At 61.3% G+C, this 15,478-nt stretch carries 14 protein-coding genes; 4 read left to right on the forward strand and 10 right to left on the reverse strand.

What is annotated here, in order from left to right; translation table 11 throughout:
- Positions 1-105 precede the first annotated feature (105 nt).
- A complete protein-coding gene (gene nagA, locus ACT5M9_RS19330) occupies positions 106-2,769 on the forward strand; it encodes a beta-N-acetylglucosaminidase NagA (RefSeq protein WP_457979562.1) in 2,664 nt (887 codons plus the stop codon).
- Positions 2,770-3,032: 263 nt separating this feature from the next.
- On the opposite strand, the gene ACT5M9_RS19335 is transcribed toward nagA, so the two are convergent.
- From ACT5M9_RS19335 to ACT5M9_RS19355, 5 genes are read right to left on the reverse strand one after another with little or no spacing between them, the layout of a single operon-like run.
- On the reverse strand, positions 3,033-3,599 hold the full coding sequence (locus ACT5M9_RS19335; protein WP_457979561.1) for a nucleotidyltransferase family protein: 567 nt from the start codon (positions 3,597-3,599) through the stop codon (positions 3,033-3,035).
- Positions 3,600-3,637: 38 nt separating this feature from the next.
- Entirely contained in the window at positions 3,638-4,627 is a 990-nt protein-coding gene (locus ACT5M9_RS19340; protein ID WP_457979559.1) for an XdhC family protein, read from the reverse strand.
- Positions 4,620-5,837: a c-type cytochrome gene (locus tag ACT5M9_RS19345; protein ID WP_457979558.1), complete on the reverse strand. Its 1,218-nt coding sequence runs from the start codon at positions 5,835-5,837 to the stop codon at positions 4,620-4,622. The genes ACT5M9_RS19340 and ACT5M9_RS19345 overlap by 8 nt, the downstream gene beginning before the upstream one ends.
- The gene (locus ACT5M9_RS19350; protein WP_457979556.1) at positions 5,834-6,364 is read right to left on the reverse strand and encodes a (2Fe-2S)-binding protein; all 531 of its coding nucleotides are present in this window, start codon (positions 6,362-6,364) and stop codon (positions 5,834-5,836) included. The genes ACT5M9_RS19345 and ACT5M9_RS19350 overlap by 4 nt, the downstream gene beginning before the upstream one ends.
- Positions 6,361-9,192: a xanthine dehydrogenase family protein molybdopterin-binding subunit gene (locus ACT5M9_RS19355; RefSeq protein WP_457979554.1), complete on the reverse strand. Its 2,832-nt coding sequence runs from the start codon at positions 9,190-9,192 to the stop codon at positions 6,361-6,363. Before ACT5M9_RS19355 ends, ACT5M9_RS19350 begins: the two co-directional genes overlap by 4 nt.
- Before the next feature lie 528 nt (positions 9,193-9,720).
- Between ACT5M9_RS19355 and glnS the strand changes: the two genes are divergently transcribed.
- Positions 9,721-11,382, forward strand: coding sequence for a glutamine--tRNA ligase (gene glnS, locus ACT5M9_RS19360; RefSeq protein WP_457979552.1), 1,662 nt, complete (start codon positions 9,721-9,723; stop codon positions 11,380-11,382).
- A gap of 104 nt (positions 11,383-11,486) precedes the next feature.
- On the opposite strand, the gene fur is transcribed toward glnS, so the two are convergent.
- Positions 11,487-11,915: a ferric iron uptake transcriptional regulator gene (fur, locus tag ACT5M9_RS19365; RefSeq protein WP_100860447.1), complete on the reverse strand. Its 429-nt coding sequence runs from the start codon at positions 11,913-11,915 to the stop codon at positions 11,487-11,489.
- A 243-nt stretch (positions 11,916-12,158) separates the two neighbouring features.
- On the opposite strand from fur, the gene ACT5M9_RS19370 reads away from it, so the two are divergent.
- Positions 12,159-12,641 (forward strand): DUF4442 domain-containing protein, encoded by a 483-nt coding sequence (locus tag ACT5M9_RS19370; RefSeq protein WP_457979550.1) that lies wholly within the window; start codon positions 12,159-12,161, stop codon positions 12,639-12,641.
- 61 nt (positions 12,642-12,702) lie between these two features.
- Here ACT5M9_RS19370 and fldA read toward each other — a convergent pair whose 3' ends face one another.
- Genes fldA through ACT5M9_RS19390 form a run of 4 tightly spaced genes read right to left on the reverse strand, consistent with a single transcriptional unit; the run spans position 12,703 to position 14,626 of the window.
- Complete coding sequence (fldA, locus tag ACT5M9_RS19375) at positions 12,703-13,227, reverse strand: flavodoxin FldA (RefSeq protein ID WP_349921596.1); 525 nt, start codon at positions 13,225-13,227, stop codon at positions 12,703-12,705.
- A gap of 40 nt (positions 13,228-13,267) precedes the next feature.
- On the reverse strand, positions 13,268-13,564 hold the full coding sequence (gene ybfE / locus ACT5M9_RS19380; RefSeq protein WP_005309699.1) for a LexA regulated protein: 297 nt from the start codon (positions 13,562-13,564) through the stop codon (positions 13,268-13,270).
- Positions 13,565-13,584: 20 nt separating this feature from the next.
- Positions 13,585-13,806 carry a DUF2788 domain-containing protein gene (locus ACT5M9_RS19385; RefSeq protein ID WP_042077338.1) on the reverse strand — a complete coding sequence of 74 codons (222 nt, stop codon included), beginning with the start codon at positions 13,804-13,806 and terminating at the stop codon, positions 13,585-13,587.
- A gap of 55 nt (positions 13,807-13,861) precedes the next feature.
- On the reverse strand, positions 13,862-14,626 hold the full coding sequence (locus ACT5M9_RS19390; RefSeq protein WP_457980603.1) for an alpha/beta fold hydrolase: 765 nt from the start codon (positions 14,624-14,626) through the stop codon (positions 13,862-13,864).
- Between the two features lie 289 nt (positions 14,627-14,915).
- On the opposite strand from ACT5M9_RS19390, the gene seqA reads away from it, so the two are divergent.
- Complete coding sequence (gene seqA, locus ACT5M9_RS19395) at positions 14,916-15,428, forward strand: replication initiation negative regulator SeqA (RefSeq protein WP_438549932.1); 513 nt, start codon at positions 14,916-14,918, stop codon at positions 15,426-15,428.
- Positions 15,429-15,478 lie beyond the last annotated feature (50 nt).

Consider the following 15,478-nt stretch of genomic DNA (forward strand, 5'->3'; position numbering starts at 1 on the left):
CTCAAGACTAAGTCCATTGTTGACATAAATAAGGGCCCCGCTCTGGGGCCCCATATAAAAAAAGCCAAGAAAATCCAACCTTTACTTCAAACGAGAGCAGCAGTTATGAACTTGAAACATTCTCTGTTAGCCATTGCCATGTCTACCGTTTTTACCGCCCAGGTACAGGCAGCCGATACCGCCAAGCAAGCCGTGGTCGATTCCATCGCCAATAACCTCGTCGTCAAGTACGAAGTGGTGACCAACGATGGGGCCGGTGCCGGTCTGGATTGCCAGGCGCTCGGTTCCGAGTGGGCGAGCTGCGGGGTGGCCAAGCTGCACCTGACCAACACGGGTGCGGACGTGACCTCCAAGGACTGGAGCATCTATGTCTCCTCCATCCGCCGCATTCAGCGCGTCGACAACGACCAGTTCACCATCACTCACCTGACCGGTGACCTCTATCGCCTCTCCCCGACCGACAAGTTCCAGGGCTTTGCCAAGGATGCGACGGTCGAGGTGCCCATGGTGGTGGAGTACTGGGTACTGTTTGAAACCGACATCATGCCGAGCTGGTACGTGACCGCCGAGGGCGCGGAGCCCAAGGTGATCGCCAGCATGAGCAACATCGACGATGCCACCACCTACGAGAAGCCGATGCCGGCGGATGGCTGGAAGCGTACCAAGGATGACAACAACATCCTGATGAACAGCGAGACCCGTTTCGCCGCCAACCAGTCCAGCACCCTGTTGCCCGCCAAGCAGATCGATGATCGCATCCTGCCGACCCCGCACAAGCAGGTGATCAAGGCTGGCCCCCAGGTGGATCTCTCCACCATCAAGCTCAATGCGCTGGACTTGCCGTCCGACCGCGCCGACGTCATCAAGGCTCAACTGACCAAGCTAGGTGTTACCCTCTCCGACACCGGCTATCCAGTGACCGTCAAGCTCGGCAGCAAGAACAAGCAGGCTGAAGGTTATGACATGACCATAGGCCAGAAGGGCGCCGTGATTCAGGGACACGACATCCAGGGTGCCTTCTGGGGGGCGCAGTCCCTCATCTCCCTGCTCGGGGTGGATGACAAGAAAGTGAGCCAGATGGTGGTCGAGGATGCGCCACGCTTCGAATACCGTGGCATGCAGACCGACGTGGCTCGCCATTTCCGCAACCCGGAAACCCTGCGCAAGCTGATCGACCAGATGTCCGCCACCAAGCTGAACACCCTGCACCTGGGTCTGACCAACGATGAGGGCTGGCGCATCGAGATCCCGGGCCTGCCGGAGCTGACCGAGGTCGGCAGCGAACGTTGCCACGATCTCTCCGAGACCCAGTGCATACTGCCGCAGCTGGGCTCAGGCCCTGGCAGCGACAACATGGGGACCGGCTTCTACAGCAAGGCCGATTACATCGACCTGGTGCGCTATGCCAAGGCCCGCGGCGTGACCGTGATCCCCGAGATCAACATGCCGGCCCACGCCCGTGCCGCCGTGGTCTCCATGGAGGCGCGTTACAAGCGTCTGATGGCGGAAGGCAAGGAAGTGGAGGCGAACCAGTATCGCCTGACCGATCCGGCGGACACCTCCAACGTCACCTCGGTCCAGTTCTACGACAAGATGTCCTTCATCAACCCCTGCCAGCCGGGCGCCGCCACCTTCGTGGCCAAGGTAATGGACGAAGTGGCCAAGATGCACGAGGCCGCAGGTCAGCCGCTCACCGCCTGGCACTATGGTGGTGACGAGGCGAAGAACATCATGCTGGGCGGTGGTTATCAGGATCCCAACACCACCAAGAAGGAAGAGCTGGTGGCCTGGAAGGGCAACACCGACTGGAGCAAGCAGGACAAGCCGTTCGGCAAGTCCCCCATGTGCCAGAAGATGATCGAGGATGGCAAGATCAAGGACGTGGCCGAGCTGCCTGTCTACTTCGCCAAGGAAGTGAGCGAGATGGTCAAGGGCCACGGCTTCTCCACCCTGCAGGCGTGGGAAGATGGCCTCAAATACGCCAAGGATGCCAGCGTCTTCGCCACCGACAAGACCCGGGTCAACTTCTGGGAAACCCTCTACTGGGGCGGCTTCAACGAGGCGATGAAGTGGGCGCACAACGGCTATGACGTGGTGCTCTCCAACCCGGACTACCTCTACTTCGACTTCCCGAACGAGGTGCACCCGGCCGAGCGTGGCTACTACTGGGCCACCCGCTTCAACGATACCCGCAAGGTGTTCGCCTTCGCGCCGGAGAACCTGCCGCAGAACGCCGAGACCTCGGTGGACCGCGACGGCAACGCCTTCGTCGCCAAGGGTGATCAGGAGCCGGTCAAGTTTAAGGGGATCTCCGGTCAGCTGTGGAGTGAGACGGTACGCACCGACGCCCAGTACGAGTACATGGTCTATCCGCGTATCTTCTCGGTGGCCGAGCGTGCCTGGCACAAGGGCGGCTTCGAGCTCGACTACGTGAAGGGTCGTGAGTTCTCCGGTGCCACCAAGTTCGTCAACAAGGCGACGCTGAACAAGGAGTGGAACCAGTTCGCGAACCTGCTGGGTCAGCGTCAGCTGCCGAAGCTGGATCAGGCCGGGGTGGAATACCGCCTCTCCGTACCGGGCGCCAAGGTTGTCGACGGCGTGCTGGAAGCGAACGTGGATCTGCCGGGTCTGCCCATCCAGTACAGCCTGGATGGCAAGAGCTGGAGCGCCTATGACGCCGCGGCCAAGCCGAGCGTGACGGGCAAGGTCTACCTGCGTACCACCAGCTTCGATGGCAAGCGTACCAGCCGCGTCACCGAGCTGAACTGATAGGCCGATAGATTGGCACAGGGTGGGTCGTAAGACCCACCTTTCCCAAGGCCGCCTCGGGCAGGCTGCATAGGTGCGGACTTGGGAAAGGTTGACTGTGCGTGTGAACCTTTGTTGTGTGTGTATTGTCTGTTTTTCATCACTTGTGACCCCGCCTAGTGCGGGGATTTTTTTATCTGCCGAGCGGCAATCTTTCGGTGGGAATGTCGTTGGCGTTGGCCGATGACAGAGACAAACACTGCCAAATAGGGAGGGGTCGCCGATCAGAGGGGGTCGTTTGGCCAGTCGATGTCTTGCACACAGCCGGGATCATCGAGTGGCAGGCAGCGCAGGCGCGCCTGGTGATGGGCCACTACGCGCTGCGCCCCCCGTTCACCGCTGAGGCTGGCCAGCTCGGGCAGCAGGTCGGCGGGGAAGCTGACGGGGTGACCGGGTTGCCCCAGGTAGAGGGGGCGGACTATCTCCCGTCCCGACTGGGCGCCCTGGAGCGCCAGCAGGCTGGTGGACGAGAGGTGGGGCATGTCGGCCAGGGCTATGGTCAGGCTGTGGATGGAGCGGCCTTGGGCCAACAAGGTCCGGACGCCGTGGGCCAGACTGTCCCCCAGGCCCCCGTCAAGGGGCACCTGGGTCAGCTCGGCCCCGGAATCCGCCAGCAGGTGGCGCAGCGCCTCGTCGTCTCGGCGCAGCACCACCAGCATGCGGTCATGCCAAGGGAGCAAGGTGGCGAGGGTGCGCAGGATCAGCGGTGGTGAGCCGGCGAAGCGCTTGTCGCTGCCGTAGCGGCGAGAGAAGCCCGCGGCCAGCAGCAGGGCAACCCGTTCAGGCGGCATCTGGGGTACTCCTCAATATGAGTTCATGCAGGGTTGGTTCAGGCCACATGGGCGGTGCGCTCCAAGGTGATGCCCTGGCGCACGGCGATCAGCTCCGCCAGCACGGCGATGGCGATCTCGATGGGGGTCTTGCTGCCGATGGGCAGCCCGATCGGTGCGTGGATCCGCGCAAGCTGGCTCTCGCTCGCCTCGCAAACCCGCTGCAGCCGCTCCAGCCGACGCGAGCTGGTATGGATGGAACCCATGGCGCCGAGATAGAAGGCTTCGGACTCGAGCCCCGCCATCAGGCCGGCGTCGTCGATCCTGGGATCGTGCGCCAGCGCGAGCACGGCGCTCTGGGCCGTGGCATGGCGCTCGACGAAACGCTCGGGATCGCACCATTCCACGTCGATGCCCCCCTGCTCAGGCCCCCAGTGCCAGTCGGTGCGGTAGGGCTCACGGGTATCGCACAGCCGCACCTCGAAACCGGCGGCCTGGCCGAGCCGTGCCACCTGCTCGCTCACCTGGCTGATGCCGAGCAGCAGCAGGCGCCAGCGCTGGGCATAGGCGAGCCGCACCCTGCCGGGCTCTTCCAGCTTGCTCTGCTCCTTGTTTTCACCGGCGAGATAGCGGCGAACCCCTTGCTCAAGCAGCAGCTCCCGCACGAAGGGGAGGCCTCCTTGCAGCCGGGTCAACCACTCATCCAGATCCGCCATGGCCTCGTCCCCCGAGAGGCGCTCCACCAGCAGCCGGATGCGGCCACCGCACGGCAGCTCGAACGCGCTGCCGTCGGGGGCGAGATGGGCGCCATAGTCCAGCAGGCTCAAGGTTGAGTCATGCTCCCCCCTGGCCAGCATGGCGACGAAGGCATCCTCGATGCAGCCGCCCGAGATGGAGCCGCTGCGGCTCGCACCGTCGGTGGCGAACAGGGCCCCCTTGGGACGGGGGGCCGAGCCATAGGTGTCGACTATGCTGCACAGCCAGATGCATTTTCCCTGAGCGAGCCAGGCGAGGCTCTGGCGCAGCACCTCCAGCTGGGCGCTACTCATCGTGCCCCCCGACAATCTCCTGCCTGAGCGCCTTGATGTCGTTGGCCGTCAGGGTCGAGGGCTGGTGGGCCCAGGTCTGGCGCAGGAAGTTCACCAGATCCGCCAACTGTTGTTCATTGAGCTCCTTGGCGTAGCTTGGCATGGGGGCGAAGCGCTCGGTCTGGCTGTAGCTCTGGGCCGGGATCCCGCGCAGCAGCACCGCCAGGGTGTTAGTCGGCGTCTTCTGATCCAGGGTGGCGTTGGTGTACATGGACGGCGTCACGTTCGGCTTGCCCTGACCCTCCTGGCCATGGCAACCGGCGCAGTAGCTGTTGTAGAGCGCATAGCCGGGGTGCGCGCTATCAAGCCGGACCGGCTTGGGTTCTGGCACAGGCAGCGGGGTGTCGCTATCGAGCAGATAGCTGGTGACGGCGTGCATGTCCTCGTCGGTCAGGTAGGCGAAGCTCTTCTCGACCACGGGATACATGCCGGCGAAGACGCCCCCCTTGACCGAGTAACCCTTGCGCAGCAGCTTGGTCAGGGAGTCGTGGGTCCAGCCCTGGCGCCTGAGCTCGGTGGCGGTGATCTCCGGCGCCATCACCCCCTCGATCATGTTGCCCTTGAGGTAGTTGGCTTGATCCATCGCCATGAACACGTTGCGCGGTGTGTGGCACTCGCCGCAGTGGCCCAGCCCGTCCACCAGATAGCGGCCGCGGTTCCAGTTGCTGCTCTTGGCCGGATCCGGCTGGAAGGGGCTGTCGTCGTGGGCCACCAGGTTCCAGGCCAGTAGACCGGTGCGTATGTTGAAGGGGAAGGGGACGTCGTTGTCACGGTTCGGGGTGGCGGCCGGCCTGGTCTGCATGAAGTAGGCGTAGAGCGCCTTCATGTCCTCATCCGTGACCAGATGATAGGAGGTGTAGGGCATGGCGGGATAGAGCCGCCCCTTGGGGGCGTCGCCGTTGTGCATCACCTCGCGAAACTGCTCGTAACTGTACTGGCCGATGCCCTGGGTCTTGTCCGAGCTGATGTTGGTGGAGTAGACGACGCCAAAGGGTGTCTCGAAGCCGAGCCCTCCAGCGTACTTCTGGCCGCCTTCTGCGGTGTGGCAGGCGGCGCAGTCACCGACCCTGGAGAGGTAGGCCCCTTGTGCGACCAGGGGATCCTGGGCGTCGGCCGCTTGCACCGTGCCTGCGCCAAGCAGCAGCGCGAATGTGAGTCTGGATAGCATCATGTGCGTACAACCCCCTCCGCGATCAACATGGCCTTGACCCCCTCGTAATACTTCTTGTAACCGGTGCAGCGGCAGACGTGATCCCTGAGTGCCCCCTCTATAGTGGACTCGAGATCGGCCATGGCCACCGGCTGTTTGCGCAGACGCTCAAGTAGGACTGTCGTCTCGTTGACGAAACCTGAGGTGCACCAGCCGCACTGGAAGGAGAAGTGATCGAGGAAGGTCTTCTGCACCGGGCTCAGGGCGATCACCTTGCCGAGGCTGTTGCGCTTGGCGTGGCCTTCCACCGTGCGTATGCGCTGGCCGTTGAAGCGACCCACCCCGTTGATGCAGGTGCGCACGCTCTCGCTGGTGCCGTCCGCCCCGTCGACGACTATGGTGCAGGCGTGGCAGACACCGACGCCGCAGCCGAACTTGGTACCGGTCAGATTCACATACTCGTGCAGGAAGTCGATCATCATGGTGTTGTCATCCACGTCGATCGGGCCGATGAGACTGTCGTTGATGGTCATGTTTACGGTGATCATTGGATGGCCTTCTGAATGTCGGTTGCAGTGACGGGAAGATGATAGAAGCGGGTACCGGTCGCCTGATAGATGGCTTCGACCAGGGCGGCGACGACGGGGATCATCACCACCTCGCCTATGCCCTTGGTGGCATCGGTGGGGGAGAGGGGTTCCAGCAGGGTGTGGGTCAGGTTCCAGACCGGCAGTTGATGGGCGAGCGGCACCTGATAGCGGTTCAGGTTCCAGGTACCGTTGCCCGGCCCCTCTTGTCCCGGTGGCAGGTATTCATAGAGGGCGTGGCCGACCCCCATGGCGAGACCTCCCTGGATCTGGCCTTCCACCAGTTCGGGAACGATGACCCGGCCGGCGTCCAGCCAGCTGTGGGCGGACAGGATATGCACCTTGCCCGAGCCCTTCTCCACTGCGATCTCGACCAGGGTGGCGCAGGGGGCGTAGTAAGTCACCATGGCGTTGTTCAGGCTGGTGCTGGGGTAATGGGCCTGGGTGCGCTCGAGCAGGTGATAACCGTTGGCATCGGCCTGGGCCCGCAGCTCGCTGCTGGCACCCTCGCCGTAGCGCAGCGCCAGCGCGTCTATGGGCAGGCGCTTGCTCTGACCCTCGATGGTGAAGTCGCATTCGGCCCAGGCCCAGCGGTTGAAGGCGTGCACCATGGCGCCGGTGATGAGGCCGTTGGCGTGGGCATGGGCCGCCAGCAGGGAGAGGGGCAGTGGCGGCATGCCACGGGTCGTGAGTCCTGCCGGGGTCCAGCTCGCCTCGCTGGAAGGGCCCAGATCCAGATTCGCCTGACCGACGAAATACTGCTTGCGCCAGATGGCGGTCGCCGCCGGCCAGAGTGACTGCTCAAACAGGAGGCGGGCCGCCGCTGCGGTGACGTGGCTCTGGAAGTAGGAGGAGATGGAGGCCGAGGAGGCCTGCGGAATGGCAAGCGTCCAGCGCGGGTTCTTCTGCATCTCGTCCTGGCGCTCCTGGGAGATGGTGTAGGGGTTGTCCGTCTCTTCCAGTTTGAAGCTTTCCCAGAGCGCGATTTCGGCGAGATCTATGGTGTCGGCCGGCTGGCCAAGGTAGCGGCTGACGATCTCGGCCTGGGAGGTCTGGATCCCGGTGCCCATCTCCATGCCGCTGATCTTCAGCAGTATCTCCCCCTTGCTGGTCAGCTCGACGCAGGCCGAGGGCGCCACGGCACCCGTGCCGTAGTCCTTGGTGGTGATGCTGAACCCTGTGCCGTGCAGGCGATCGGGGTGCTGGGCCTCATAAGCCTGCTTCCTGCTCTCACGCTGGGCCCAGACCTCGTGTTGCCCGGCCATCGCCAGGATCTCGGGGTAACGATTGTTGCCCTCGGGGATGGCACCCTGGGTATTGGGCTGACCGGGTTTAATGAGGTTGCGGCGCCTCAGCTCCAGGGGATCCATCTTGAGCAGTGCGGCGGCCTCGTTGACCATCATCTCCATGGCCGCCATGGTCTGCAGGGAGCCATAGCCACGCATCGAGCCGCAATCCGGGTTCTCGGACGGCAGGGCGACCGCCGTGATGTCGTTCCTAGGCAGGTAGTAGACGCCCTGAATGGCACTGGCCCCCACGCTGGCGACTGAGCCGGTGAAGTTCAAGCGACCGCCACCGTCCACCGTCATGGAGGAGATGAGGGCGCGTAACTGGCCGCTCTGCTTGTCGAGCACCAGCTTGTTTTTCATGTTGAACGGATGACGCTTGAGGCCACCCTGGAACTGCTCGAAACGGTCGTTGGCCAGGCGCACCGGGCCGTTGCCATAGATGGCGGCGAGCAGGCCATAGAAGGGGAATATAGTGTGATCCTTGGCGCCGAAGCCACCGCCGATGAAGGGGGAATGCACCACCAGCTTGTCGACCTTGCCCGCCAGCGGCCCCTTGGCCAGCATCTCGGCGGCTTCGTAGTAGAAGTCGTGAGGGGACTGGGTGCTCACCACCAGGTGCATGGTGCGCGCCTTGGCGTCGAACCAGCCGTTGAAGTTTTCCGGCTCCATCATCATGGGTTCGATGAACTGGGTCTGATAGGTGCGATCCAGCACCAGGGCGTCGTCGGCCTTGAGCTCCTCGTGCACCAGCTCGGCCTGATACATGCCCTGTTCGCCCGCATCGCCATCGGCCTTGGGGGTCGGCCAAACCGGCTGGTGATCGACGATGGCCGGGAAGAAGAGGCCGTTTTTCAAGGCGCTGTATTGATCGGCCATGCCGAGCTTGCCCTCGATCCGGATGATGCGCCAGCAGGCCCAGGGATCGCGGGAAGTTGCGACCAGCGGCGTCACGTCGCCGTAGCGCACCACCTTGTCATTGAATTGCAGGATCTGCTTGGCCCGATTGAAGGTGGCAAAGTCCGGGAAGAGGAGCATGGCGGCGGCCTGGCCCAGATAGTCCGGGGTGGCCCCTTCGCTCACCAGCATATTGATGCCGTAGAAGGCGGGCAGCTCGACGCCGTCGCGCAGCAGATCGGCTGCGGTGATCACCCGGCTGGGCTGGGCATTGGCAGGCAGCACGGAGAGATCCAGCCCCAGATAGCGGCGATCTGCCTTGTCGAGCCGGATCAGCAGCGCATGTTGCTGCTGGGACGGCCAGCCAGCCAGGTCCTGGGCGCGATAGTCCCGGCTGTAGATCTTCTGGCCGGTCACCTTGGCCAGGCCATCGCTGCGAAACTTGACCTTGCCCCCCTGTTTCCACTGGCCGAGCAAGGCGGGATCGAAGACCTCGTCCTCCATGCCGGACAGGGAGAGGTTCGCGAGGAGGGGGGCGCTGTAGACGGCGATGCCGGCGATGACGCACTGCTTGATGAATTCACGTCTTGATAAGGGATAGGACATGGTTCGGCTACCTGTGTGAGGGAGGCGGGTGGCAAGGGGGAAAGGGACAGGGCTGTCGACCATCTTCCCTGATGCCACAACAGAAAATGACAATGTTATAAATAAGATACTAGGGTGATGCGATTTGGAAAATGTCGGGTTTTTATTTATGCCAACTCGATCCGGTTTGGCGGCGCGATGCACTGATTGTTGGCAGTTAGTTTCGTCATGTTGGAATTTAATAGTGAAATGTTGGCAATCAATGGTGTTTTGTTTGTTCTCATAAGACGCCTATTTGTGCTCGGGTGACTCGCCCCACCTGTCATTCTGATCCGATAATCGCCTTTTGGGGTCACGATTGAGGCTTTGCCAAGGGGTTCTGAACTCGGGGAGCAGGCATCGCCCAAATGTGAACGGGGCTCTGTGTGATGTCATACAGAGCGCGGCGGCAAATTCCTGTTGAGCCTCATGGGTGAATAGTGGATCATTGTCGGTTTCTAAGCGGGGGCGCGCGGTTGCCCCATGAGCTGAGACTTTCGAGGTGAATTCATGAGCGAGGCGAGCAGCCCAACCAACTTTATCCGTCAGATCATCGATGAGGATCTGGCCAGCGGTAAGCACAAGAGCGTGCATACCCGTTTTCCACCCGAGCCGAACGGTTATCTGCACATCGGCCACGCCAAGTCCATCTGCCTGAACTTCGGCATCGCCCGCGACTACCAGGGCCAGTGCAACCTGCGCTTCGATGACACCAACCCGGCGAAGGAAGACATCGAGTTCGTGGAGTCCATCAAGCAGGACGTGCAGTGGCTCGGCTTCCAGTGGAATGGCGAGATCTGCTACTCCTCCGACTATTTCGACAAGCTGCACGGCTATGCCGTCGAGCTGATCGAGAAGGGCCTGGCCTATGTGGACGAGCTCACCCCCGAGCAGATGCGCGAATACCGTGGCACCCTGACCAGCCCGGGCAAGAACAGCCCGTTCCGTGATCGCAGCGTCGAAGAGAACCTGGCCCTGTTTGCCAAGATGAAGAACGGCGAGATGGCCGAGGGCAGCGCCTGCCTGCGCGCCAAGATCGACATGGCATCCCCCTTCATCGTGATGCGCGACCCTGTCATCTATCGCATCAAGTTTGCCCACCATCACCAGACCGGTGACAAGTGGTGCATCTACCCCATGTATGACTTCACCCACTGCATCTCGGACGCCCTGGAGGGGATCACCCACTCCCTGTGCACCCTGGAGTTCCAGGACAACCGCCGCCTGTATGACTGGGTGCTGGACAACATCAGCATCGACTGCCACCCCCGTCAGTACGAGTTCTCCCGTCTGAACCTCGAATACACCGTCATGTCCAAGCGCAAGCTGAACCTGCTGGTGACCGAGGGGCACGTGAGCGGTTGGGACGATCCGCGCATGCTGACCGTCTCCGGCCTGCGTCGCCGTGGTTACACCCCGGCCTCCATCCGCGAGTTCTGCAAGCGCATCGGCGTGACCAAGCAGGACAACATCGTCGAGATGAGCATGCTGGAAGCCTGCATCCGCGAGGATCTCAACGAGAATGCCCCGCGCGCCATGGCCGTGCTGCACCCCCTGAAGGTGGTGATCGAGAACCTGCCTGCCGACGAGGTGCTGAGTGCGCCGGCGCATCCGAGCAAGGCCGAGATGGGCAGCCGTGAGCTGACCTTCAGCCGCGAGATCTTCATCGACGAGGCGGACTTCAAGGAAGAGGCGAACAAGCAGTTCAAGCGTCTGGTGCTGGGCAAGGAAGTGCGTCTGCGCAACGCCTATGTCATCAAGGCCGAGCGGGTCGAGAAGGATGCGGACGGCAAGGTGACCTGCATCTACTGCTCCTATGATCCCGAGACCCTGGGCAAGGATCCGGCCGATGGCCGCAAGGTGAAGGGGGTGATCCACTGGGTCAGCGCCACTCACTCCCTGCCGGCGGAGATCCGCCTCTACGATCGCCTCTTCAAGATGCCGAACCCGGGTGCGGAGGATGACTTCGAGGCGGCCCTGAACCCGGACTCTCTGGTCATCATCGAGGGTGCCCGTGTCGAGGCCTCCCTGAAAGATGCCAAGCCGGAGTTTGCCTACCAGTTCGAGCGTGAAGGTTACTTCTGCGCCGACAACAAGCTCTCCAGCCCGGATCACCTGGTGTTCAACCGCACCGTGGCCCTGCGGGACGTCTGGGGCAAGGCCGAAGGCTGATAGCCAGATTTAGGGCAGGGGAGACCCTGCCTTGTTTAGCGGATAACGGATACAAAAAAAGCCAGCGTGATGCTGGCTTTTTTTATGGGCAGTGGCAGCAGGAGTTACTCCTCGTGCTTGCACTCACCGGAGGCGCAGTGACCGTACAGATAGAGGCTGTGGTTGGTCAGGCGGATGTTGTGGGCCTTGGCGATGTCCCGTTGACGCTGCTCGATGACCTCATCGGAGAACTCGATCACCTTGCCGCAGTCGAGGCAGACCAGGTGGTCGTGGTGCTCCTGGGTCGCCAGCTCGAACACCGACTTGCCCCCTTCGAAGTGGTGGCGAGTGACGATACCGGCATCATCAAACTGGTTGAGGACGCGATAGACGGTGGCGAGACCAATCTCTTCACCCTGATCGATCAGCCGTTTGTACAGATCTTCCGCACTGGTGTGCTGGCAGTCCGGCTGTTGCAGGATTTCCAGGATTTTGACGCGGGGCAAGGTGATCTTGAGCCCGGCCTTTTTCAATGCTTGGTTGTTGTCAGCCATGTTCTATTTATTCGCATTCTCGAAGGTGTGGTTATTCTGATTGACTGCCGAGGGAATGGCAACCACGAACTCGCTTGGCCTGTCATTATAGGTCGTAGCCATGCGGAAAATAAACCCAGTGATTCAAGGGCTTTTGTGGGTTAATGCCCTCGCGGGACAAATTGTGCCTGTGGTGTTCAGGCTTGCTCATGAAGGGAATGTTGATAAGATGTAACTTCTTCATAATCTGGTCGGATGAGATCCATGGATTGGCTTTTTGACAACGCGGCCTGGGTGCGCCGCGCCCTCAACGCCTGGCCCCCCTTCTGGGGCGCGGGCATCAAGATAGAGACCCTGAGCGATGACTTTCGCTTCTGCCGGGTCACCCTCAAGTCCCGCTGGTGGAACAAGAACGCAAACCGGACCCAGTTCGGTGGCAGCATGTTCGCCATGACGGATCCCATCTATCCGCTGATGCTGATGGGGCACTTCAAGAACCGTTACTACGTCTGGGACAAGGCGGGCAGCATCAACTACATCAAGCCGGGCAAGGGGATGCTGGTGGCGGAGTTCAACCTGACCGACGCCAAGCTGGCCTCCATCGTCGCGGCCACCGAGCGGGGAGACAAGCACTTTCCCGAGTTCGAGGTGCAGGTGCTGGACAAGGGGGGGGAGCTGGTGGCTCAGGTCAGGCGCACCCTCTATGTGAGATCCAAGCCGGAGCACAGGACGACCGGCCAGGGTTAACGGTGACTGCCACAAAAACAACAAGGGCCCCAGCGGGGCCCTTGTTGCGAGAGGAGGTGGATCAGGCCAGTTCGCCCAGATTCAGCTCGTCGTGCAACTGCTTGCACCAGCCCTTGACGCGCTCGGCGGTCAGCTCGGGTTGGCGGTCCTCGTCGATGCCCAGGCCGACGAAGTGCTTGTCGTCCACCAGGGCCTTGGAGGCTTCAAATTCGTAGCTGGCGGTCGGCCAGTTGCCGATGACGATGGCGCCCTTGGCTTCGACGATGTCGCGCAGGGTGCCCATGGCGTCGAGGAAGTACTCGGCATAGTCTTCCTGATCGCCGCAGCCGAAGATGGCTACCAGCTTGTTGGTGAAGTCGATCTCTTCCAGTTCGGGGAAGAAGTCATCCCAGTCGGCCTGGGCTTCGCCGTAGTACCAAGTCGGGATACCGAACATCAGCAGATCGAAGCTGTCGATGTCGGCCTTGCTGCTCTTGGCAATGTCACGGACTTCAATCAGTTGTTTGCCCAGTTCTTTCTGGATCATCTTGGCGACAGCTTCGGTATTACCGGTATCGCTGCCGAAAAACAGACCTACACTAGCCATAGTGTTTAGTTACCCGTATTTGGTGTTGATGCTTAACGGTTCAGATTGCGATGCCTGCTGCAAAAGCAGACTCAATCTGTTGCTTCAGGATAGATTGGATCAGCTCGGCTCGGCTGACGTTCTGTTGCAGCGCAAGTTGGTTCAGGCGCTCCAGCAACTCGGCCTCCACCTTTAACTCAACCCGTTTCAGACCGTTCTCCCGATCGCGCTTGAGCTGGTTGCGCTTGTTGATCTTGAGCTGGGTCTCACGGGGGAGTGGATTGGTCTTTGGCCTGCCGGGGCGCTTCTCATTGGCGAACAGATCCAGTGTTGTTCGATCAGTTTGCTGTTTGGCCATACATCACAGATGAAAAGTAGTTAGCCGATCCCTGAGCCTTCCCAGCCCATTTCGATCAGCCCCTTGGCGACAAAACCCGCGCAACCCAGAAACAGAACCAGCCAGACGACGAAACGGCCGAAACGGGGCACGTTGCCGCGTTTGAGCACGTCTTGAATGGCCAGACCAATCAGCAGGAAGATGGCCACGAAGAATAGCTTCAGGCCCAGACTCTCGATCAGATCGATATGTTCACTCAGCATGGATTGCGCACACTCCTTATGACGGGCGCACTATATCACAAAGGATTTGAAACTGTTAACCGCCTGTGGACAGGAAATCCACAACCAATTTATTGAACAAAACCGGTTTTTCGGCGTGCAGCCAATGACCGGTGCCGGCGATGACGCGGGCCTTGGCGGCCGGGAATTGCGCCATCACGGTCTGGGTGTATTCGGGCAGCACATAGTCAGAATCCCCCCCCTTGATGAAGAGGGTCGGCCCCTCGAAGCGGCTCTGTGCATCGGGCCAGCCCATGATGTTGGCGTAGTTGTGCTCGAGCGCCGGCACGTTGAAGCGCCATCCCCAGCCAGCGTCATTCTTGGCAAAGGATTTGAGCAGGAACTGACGCACCCCCGGGATCTCGATGTGCCGGGCCAAGGTGGCTTCGGCCTCGCTGCGGCTCTGGGGCGGATTGGCGAGGGTGGCGTTGAGGCCGGCGAACACATTCTTGTGACGGGCGTGGGGATAGGCGACCGGGGCTATGTCGGCCACCACCAGCTTGCTGACCCGCTCGGGGGCCTGCTTGGCCAGCTGCATGGCGACCTTGCCCCCCATGGAGTGACCCACGATCACCACTTGCGCCAGACCCAGGTGGTCCAGCAGGGCGAGCACGTCGGCGGCCTGCTGGGGATAGGTCATTTCCCCCGAGTGGAAGGAGGCGCCGTGGTTGCGCAGATCGATGCTGATGACGCGAAACTGCTCGCTCAAGGGACGGGCCAGCAGGCCGAGGTTGTCCAGACTGCCGAACAGGCCGTGGATCAGCACGATGGGGGCACCCTGGCCCTGTTCCTTGAAGTTCAAATACGGATTCTGTTGCAAAATGACACCCTATCGGTCGATGGCGCTATCGCCAGATTTTTAATGCATTGAAAGAAAAGGATTTCACTCTTTCGCGGAGATTTTTTTGTGGTTTTTTTTCAAAAAAATCCCCCCGGGATCGGCTATCAGTGCGGGGGATCACACATCTGGTTGCGCATTATGCCGTATTCTCCATGAGATTCATGCACATCTGTCCGCCCCTTGCTTGGGCTGCCGGGTTTGCCTATGTATAATCGCCGCATCCGAACTTCGACGAGCCCAGCGCATCCCTATGAAAACCATCGAGCTTGATGACGATCTCTACTTCTTTATCGCGAGCCAGACCCGGCACATCGGCGAGAGTGCGTCCGATATTCTGCGTCGCCTGCTGGAGCAACCCGGTCAGCGTACGCCGGTCGCCAAGGCCGTGGCGCCAGTCCAGGCTCAGCCCCAGCCGGTGGCTGATGCGCAAGGGCTGCAGGCCCTGCTCGATGCCGGGACCTTGCAGCAGGAAGAGAAGTCCATCAACCGCTTCATGCTGGTGCTGAGTACCCTCTATCGGGACAACCCGGAGGGCTTTACCCAGGCCACCGAGATCAAGGGGCGCAAGCGCGTCTATTTCTCCCGGGATCCGGAGGCGCTGAGGGCCAGTGGCAGCACCACCAAGCCCAAGCAGGTACCGGATACCCCGTTCTGGGTGATCACCAATACCAACACCAGTCGTAAACAGAACATGGTGGCCCAGCTGATGAACAGCATGGGTTATGACGAGGATTTGACTGCTCGGGTGTGCGCAGCGGTTTAACGGTTTATTGACTCAAGGCCTTGCCAGGCAAGGCCGCCATCAAGCAAGGA

It is taken from the genome of Aeromonas sp. AE23HZ002T15 (genome assembly GCF_054165525.2).